Genomic DNA, 6,285 nt, shown 5'->3' with positions numbered 1-6,285 from the left:
CGGGGCTGCACTACAACACGTTTCGGTATTACGATCCGGAGGTGGGGCGGTTTGTAACGCAGGATCCGATTGGGTTGTTGGGGGGAGATAATCTATATCAATATGCGATTAATGCAGTACGTTGGATAGATCCACTTGGCTGGTACAATGGAGAAGACGTACGTGACTTAGGTAAATACCATGCTAGTCACGAACACACCCTGATGAAATCTGAGTTCAAAATGACAGATGTTGAGCACTTCAGTCGTGCCAATCAATCAGTATATGAACGCGTTAAAGTTGACTATGAATTTAAAAAGACGTTGCAGTCGAAGTATCCTGGCGTTGTGGAGCATGTTCAGCCTCGGGTAGATGGTTCGTTCCGTGGCAGTTCTCCTCCGGGTATGACCTGGCATCATGGAGACAAGCCCGGATCGCTTCAGTTGGTTGATAGGCTAGATCATCAAACATATCACAAAATATACCATCCAGATAGCAAGGGTGGGCGGAATAAATGGGGCGGTGGTACCGCCTGTCGATAATAAAGAGAGTTTTTATGAAAGAATATAAAGGTTTTTCTGATCTTATTCTGAAACTAGAGCATCTACCTGCTGTTGGGTGGATCTTCGTAGACTCTACAGTTGATAGAGCATCGAAGGATGCTGTAAGTTCGGCAATTTTTTATGTGGCAGAAAATGATCTGGAGGAAATTGCGTGCGAAAAGTCTAAGCGTACGTTTGTCGAGTGTCCTACTTTGCTGGATATTAAGGGTGTCGCGGATCGAAGTAAAATAAAGCCTGATTTGAATAAGTATTTGGAGGCGACACTTTACTATCTTGAGAATGATGACTTTCAAGGCTAGTTGGTCGTTAAGTTAGTGACCTGTTAGTTTTACAGGTCTTTGCGCACTTTACTGTGGCGGTTTTTAACTACTAAGAGTGGTTGAAAGGAGCATGAGGCTGGAGGGTGTGCATAAGCTGTACTGAAAGGTGGTTTTGGCGGGGTTAATAGGTTTTTTATGGATAGGGAGAAGTAACATGTATTCAAGGAATATGCTGACAGGGATGTTGATGTTGGTAGGGATTTTCCTGAGCGGATGTGACAAATCCGGCAACACCCAAGACGTTGCGACCCACAATCAGGAGCATTTGGAGGAGCGGAACTCAAGCCAGGCAGAGATAGAAAAATACAATATTTATGTCGAGGCAGCGAACAGGGGCGGGGATTTCGTCACCACACTAGAGAAGCGTAGGGCCGAATATTCTGAAACCCTCGCGTCAGGAAAGAAACTGACGAGTTATTACATCTTCAACAGTTATGATATCAGCATTCTGCAAGATAACCTTAACAAAGCATTGGAACTCTCTTACCCGATGCCAGAACTGGATGAACCTGCGAAAGGCATGCTTGTAGCGCTCGCAAAATTGCAGCCTGTCCACACAGAACTCGCCAACTATGCCAATTCCAAGGGATACCTTGCCGATGACGGAAAAAAAGCCAGGGAAATGGAGCCATTGCTGGATGCAGCCTTGGAAGCCGTTGCCGTTGAGCAGGCGAAGTTTTATGCCGGTATTAACAAGCTCGACGAAATAAACACCCAGACAGTCTTTGATAGCGCCGAGAAAGACAGCCTGGGTTATTACCGTGCAGGCATCGTGCTTTACGCCAAGCAATCCGTTCGATTGTCTGGCGATTTTTTCCAGTCATCTGGTGCGCAGGAAGCTACCAAACATTTTGAAGACAGCCTGAATAAGACTGCCCAAATGATCGATGGTTGGGACAAGAAGGGCAAGGCCCAGACACCAGCTCTCAAATGCAGTGTCTTGCTCAGTGATTTGAATCGTTTTGTTGGTAAAGGGCGTGAAGCGATCAACACGGCGAGAAGCGGTGGCTACAAGCCTGATGAGCAACGACAAATGATGTGGAAAATGAATAATCCCATCGAGCGAGATGCCAAGACTTTTGGGCAATCCTTTGACTCTGTGATCAATGGGCTGAACCGTACAACCTGTATCTGAAGGTTTGCAATGGAGTCGACAGTGTTCGCAGGCAACGCCTCTTAATGAAGGATAGTCGTCTGGATTACGTTGTTTTTTACAATCAACCACTAGGGAAGTAACCATCTCATGCAGCAATCACCCACACCCGCTTCAACGGTGACAGGTCAACTGATCTCCACCTTCCGTCACGGCAAAGGCTTTCTGGTGTTCTTGCTGTTGCTCGCAATCGTCCTGTTCTGTATGGCGGGATTTGTGTTGTACCTGGGTACCATACTGCCGGTGGCCAGTTCCGGGGCGAACACCAGTCGTGGTTCCAGCCCGCAGTTGTTGATCTATTCAGTCAGTGGCCTGTTGGTCGTCACCTCGGCGGTCTTGTTCGGGCTTTATCCGTGGCAGAAGAAGTTGCGCGGAACCCATTATGAGGTTTACGAGCACGGCATTGTTGCTGTCAGTGGAAAGCAGCAACAATATACGGCGTTTACTGAAATAGAAGACCTTTACCTGTTCAGTTCTGGGCAAACCGTACTCACTGGCCTGATCACCAACCTGGCGTATAGGCGTAACGAAAGTGAGCCGTTTCATCGCGTCATCGAGTCGTTGAAAGGCTTTCAGGAATTCCAGCAACTGATGCGTGAGTTGCATGTTCGCGAGTGTCTGCCGGTTATGATGAACAAACTTGAGTCTAACGGCGCAGTGACCTTCAAGTATGTGCCGACCGGGCAGGTCTGGCGCAAGCGAGTCTCGGGGGACTTCCTGAATGTCGTCACTCAAACAATTATTGTGACACGCGAGTTTCTGGAAGTTGACGGACGTAAAGTCCCGGTGTCGGCCCTTGCTTCAGTCAATTTGAACGCCTGGAGTGAGAAGGTCACTCTGAAAGACGAGGTGGGGAATCAGATTCTATCAACGGTGTGCACCGGCATCATGAGTCATGACCTGTTCCTCACGACGCTGGATGTGCTGCTTGATGCTCAACGGGCAAGCAGCGGTGAGACTGTTGAGAGTCTGGCCTGAGAATCCCAGAGCACCGTCAGGCTGAGCAGTACAAAAAAAACCGGCTGATCAGGCCGGTTTTTTTGAGGGCGGTGGTAGGGCAACGTATTCAGGCAGTGCGATTCTGGATCAGACGATCCGAACCACCTTCAGCGACGCGGTTTTGCAGCAGTTTATCAGAGCCACCTTCAGCGACGCGGTTCTGCAGCAGTTTGTCAGAGCCGCCTTCAGCGACGCGGTTCTGCAGCAGTTTGTCGGAACCGCCTTCAGCAACGCGGTCCTCCATCAACTTGTCGGAACCATCGGCTGCCACACGGTTTTCGATCAGGCGATCAGAACCTCCTTCAGCGACCACAGGTTGAGCAGAAGTTGCGGCGAAAGCGTTAACTGCGAAAACCGAGAAAGCGATGCTGAGGAGGGTCTGGCGTTTCATGATCGTGTGCTCCGGGGTGCTTATGGGTTGGTATGGAGCAGATGTTACGCCGTGGATTTTTTATGAGAACTTCATTGAGTCAATGGTGACTATCGATGCAGTCAATGGATGATTCGGTGCTCCTTGTAGGAGCGGGCTTGCTCGCGAAAGCGTTGTGTCAGTCGATAACATTGCTAGCAATGCCGACGTCTTCGCGAGCAAGCCCGCTCCCACAGGCTTTTGCAGTGGCCACAGGGGGGCGGGGTGTCAGCGGGAAATCAGTCCGTGATCGAGGGCGTATTTGACCAGCGCCGCAGGCTTGTCGATGTTGAGTTTGCGGCGAATGCTCAGGCGATGGGTTTCCACCGTGCGCACGCTGATGTCCAGTTCCCGGGCCATTTCCTTGTTGTTCAAGCCCTGGGCCATTTTGGCGAGCACCTGGCTTTCCCTCGGCGTCAGCTCGTTGTCGGTGTTCTTGTCGGCGATCAAGCGCTGGGCGATTTCGGCGCTGTAGAAGGTTCCGCCGCTGGTGATGGCTTCGATGGCGGCGATGATTTCCCGGGACGGCGCGTTCTTCAGCACATAGCCACTGGCGCCGGAGCGCACTGACTCACTGACGTATTCGTAGTTGTTGTACATGCTCAGCACCAGCACCTTGAGCGACGGATACTGGCTGCGCAACACGCGGGTCAGCTCCAGGCCGTTCATGTCTGGCAGGCTGATGTCGACCAACAGCAAGTCCGGCCGGCAGCGGCCGACCATTTCGATGGCCTGCGCGCCGTTTTCCGCCTCGCCAACCAATTCCAGGGGCGACATGACGGCCAGCAGCGCCTTGATGCCGTCGCGGACCAGGGAGTGATCGTCGACCAGGGCGACGCGGATCGGGGAGGGCAGGTTCATGCGAGGCTCACTTTTGTTTTGAGGGGCATCAGCGTTTGCCGGTGGGCAGTTGCATCGGCAGCAGGACATCCAATTCGCTGCGTCCCGAGGTCGAGATCAGTTCGAAGCGCCCACCAAAATGTTCGACGCGTTCACGGATGTTGCGCAGGCCGATGCCGGTGTGACGGCGTTCGACCTGAGCGACGTTGAAACCTACGCCGTCGTCGACCACGGTCAACCGAACGGATTGTTCACAGCCGCGCAGGGTAATGGCAACGTTTTTTGCCCCGGCATGACGTTCGATATTGGTCAGGCCTTCCTGCACGATGCGAAACAGCGCGACGTCGGCGCCATCCACCAATTGGCAGTCGAACTCATTGTCGTCGTAGCTCACCGTGAGACCACTGCGTTGCGCGAACTCAGCGGCCAGTTGGCCGATTGCGGCGGACAGGCCAAGCGTATCGAGCAAGGATGAACGCAGGTCGTGGGACAGGCTGCGCACCTCGCCAATCGCTTCGCCCAATCGTTCAGTGGCGTTTCTTAACGTGCCCAGGCCTTTGTCGTGCGCCTGAGCGTTCTCCAGCAGATGGCTGGCCAGTTCGAACTGAAACTTGATCGAAACCAGCACCTGACTGATGCCGTCGTGCAGCTCGCGGGACACCCGTGAGCGCTCTTCCTCCTGGAGGCTGACGATGCGCTGGGTCAGGCGCTGCAATTTCTTGTCCGCCAGACGGTGTTCACTGACATTGAGCGTCATGCCCGTGGCGAACACGAATAGCACCGCAACGAGGGCGACCACGGCGATCGCCATCATGGTCTTGCGAATGCCCATGGCCACTTCGTCGCGCGCCTGTTGAGTGGCACGCTCGACGTCTTCGAGGTAGATGCCGGTGCCGAGCATCCAGCCCCAGCGATCGAGCATCACGACGTAGGCAAGTTTGTCGGTCACTTGACCCGAGGAAGGTTTGTTCCAGGCATAGCGTTGAAAGCCTTCACCCGATTGCGCGCTTTTGAGCAAGGCCTGGATGACGGGCAGGCCATGGGGGTCTTTCATGTCCCACAGGTATTTGCCGACCAGCTCCGACTGCCGCGCGTGCATCAGGCTGCGGCCCTCGTGGTCGTAGACGAAGAAGTAGCCGTTGATGCCAAAGCTGAGTTTGCGCAACTCTTCGAGCACTTTTTGCTGGGCCTGGGCGTCACCGTGGCCGTCATCGTAAAGCGGCTCGATCAGGCTTTTCGCCATTTCCACGTAGTTTTTCAGTTCGGCGCGTTTGCTGGCCAGAATGCTGTCTTCGATCAACTGAGCCTGTTGATCACCCAGTTGCCGGTTCAGGGAAATCACCAGCGCGCAGATGACGGCAATGGCCAGCACCAGCGGCAGAATCCCGAGGGCGACGATCTTGTGTTTGAGTTGCATGCTGACTCCTGCGCGCGAAGGCTCGGGATCATATGCCAAACATACGCCTGGCCAGTAGCGTTGCAGGACGGAATGACTGATGGCCCAAGTCCTGTAGGAGCAAAGCTTGCTCGCGATGGCGGTGTGTCTTTCAATAATCTTGGTGACTGTTACACCGCAATCGCGAGCAAGCTTCGCTCCTGCAGGGGGTTGCATCAGCATGTTCTACGTAGAACTACGTAGAGGCCACGTACGTAGTAACGCGGATTTATTTGTGGACGGCATGCGCGGATATTGGGCCAGCTCCGCACAGCGGACACAATTATAAAAATTACCGCCGCAGTTCACTGGCTGTGGCAGGAGACACGCTATGCCCCGTCTGGCTAAACACCTTGCCTGGTTTGCCGTGGCTGTCCTGGGAGCGATTGCGCTGAGTGTCGTGGCCTTGCGCCGCGGCGAAGCGATCAACGCCCTGTGGATCGTAGTCGCAGCCGTTGCCATCTATCTCGTTGCTTACCGCTATTACGGTCTGTTCATCGCCAACAAAGTGATGCAACTGGACCCCAATCGCGCCACTCCCGCCGTACTCAATAACGATGGTCTGGACTATGTGCCGACCAACAAAC

At 53.5% G+C, this 6,285-nt stretch carries 8 protein-coding genes; 5 read left to right on the top strand and 3 right to left on the bottom strand.

Annotation, left to right across the window (positions count from 1 at the left end; translation table 11 throughout):
• The 4 genes from D8U69_RS14845 to D8U69_RS14830 form a co-directional block, all read left to right on the top strand.
• On the top strand, positions 1–521 hold a 521-nt coding region (locus tag D8U69_RS14845; RefSeq protein ID WP_177434572.1), incomplete at its 5' end, for an RHS repeat-associated core domain-containing protein.
• Between the two features lie 14 nt (positions 522–535).
• The gene (locus D8U69_RS14840) at positions 536–841 is read left to right on the top strand and encodes a hypothetical protein (RefSeq protein WP_130907608.1); all 306 of its coding nucleotides are present in this window, start codon (positions 536–538) and stop codon (positions 839–841) included.
• A 175-nt stretch (positions 842–1,016) separates the two neighbouring features.
• Positions 1,017–1,997 carry a YiiG family protein gene (locus tag D8U69_RS14835; protein ID WP_130907607.1) on the top strand — a complete coding sequence of 327 codons (981 nt, stop codon included), beginning with the start codon at positions 1,017–1,019 and terminating at the stop codon, positions 1,995–1,997.
• 108 nt (positions 1,998–2,105) lie between these two features.
• On the top strand, positions 2,106–2,993 hold the full coding sequence (locus D8U69_RS14830) for a hypothetical protein (protein WP_130907606.1): 888 nt from the start codon (positions 2,106–2,108) through the stop codon (positions 2,991–2,993).
• 88 nt (positions 2,994–3,081) lie between these two features.
• On the opposite strand, the gene D8U69_RS14825 is transcribed toward D8U69_RS14830, so the two are convergent.
• The 3 genes from D8U69_RS14825 to D8U69_RS14810 all read right to left on the bottom strand — a co-directional run bounded on the left by D8U69_RS14825 (position 3,082) and on the right by D8U69_RS14810 (position 5,680).
• A complete protein-coding gene (locus D8U69_RS14825; RefSeq protein WP_130907605.1) occupies positions 3,082–3,405 on the bottom strand; it encodes a hypothetical protein in 324 nt (107 codons plus the stop codon).
• A 246-nt stretch (positions 3,406–3,651) separates the two neighbouring features.
• Positions 3,652–4,284, bottom strand: a complete 633-nt coding sequence (locus D8U69_RS14815; protein WP_056856658.1) for a response regulator transcription factor — start codon at positions 4,282–4,284, stop codon at positions 3,652–3,654.
• 28 nt (positions 4,285–4,312) lie between these two features.
• The gene (locus tag D8U69_RS14810; protein ID WP_056856657.1) at positions 4,313–5,680 is read right to left on the bottom strand and encodes a cache domain-containing protein; all 1,368 of its coding nucleotides are present in this window, start codon (positions 5,678–5,680) and stop codon (positions 4,313–4,315) included.
• Positions 5,681–6,029: 349 nt separating this feature from the next.
• Here D8U69_RS14810 and D8U69_RS14805 point away from each other — a divergent pair.
• Positions 6,030–6,285: carbon starvation CstA family protein (locus D8U69_RS14805; RefSeq protein WP_277751161.1), on the top strand; the 256-nt coding region annotated here is incomplete at its 3' end.

This window comes from Pseudomonas sp. Sample_16, assembly GCF_004307665.1.
Taxonomy (GTDB): domain Bacteria; phylum Pseudomonadota; class Gammaproteobacteria; order Pseudomonadales; family Pseudomonadaceae; genus Aquipseudomonas.
Note: the sequence above shows the minus strand (reverse complement) of the source record. Positions and strands in the feature narration are given on the sequence as shown.

What these genes read in the sequence shown, in the direction of transcription:
- D8U69_RS14840 (WP_130907608.1), top strand. Translation starts at nt 536, where the DNA reads ATGAAAGAATATAAAGGTTTTTCTGATCTTATTCTGAAACTAGAGCAT.
- D8U69_RS14835 (WP_130907607.1), top strand. Translation starts at nt 1,017, where the DNA reads ATGTATTCAAGGAATATGCTGACAGGGATGTTGATGTTGGTAGGGATT.
- D8U69_RS14830 (WP_130907606.1), top strand. Translation starts at nt 2,106, where the DNA reads ATGCAGCAATCACCCACACCCGCTTCAACGGTGACAGGTCAACTGATC.
- D8U69_RS14825 (WP_130907605.1), bottom strand. Translation starts at nt 3,405, where the DNA reads ATGAAACGCCAGACCCTCCTCAGCATCGCTTTCTCGGTTTTCGCAGTT.
- D8U69_RS14815 (WP_056856658.1), bottom strand. Translation starts at nt 4,284, where the DNA reads ATGAACCTGCCCTCCCCGATCCGCGTCGCCCTGGTCGACGATCACTCC.
- D8U69_RS14810 (WP_056856657.1), bottom strand. Translation starts at nt 5,680, where the DNA reads ATGCAACTCAAACACAAGATCGTCGCCCTCGGGATTCTGCCGCTGGTG.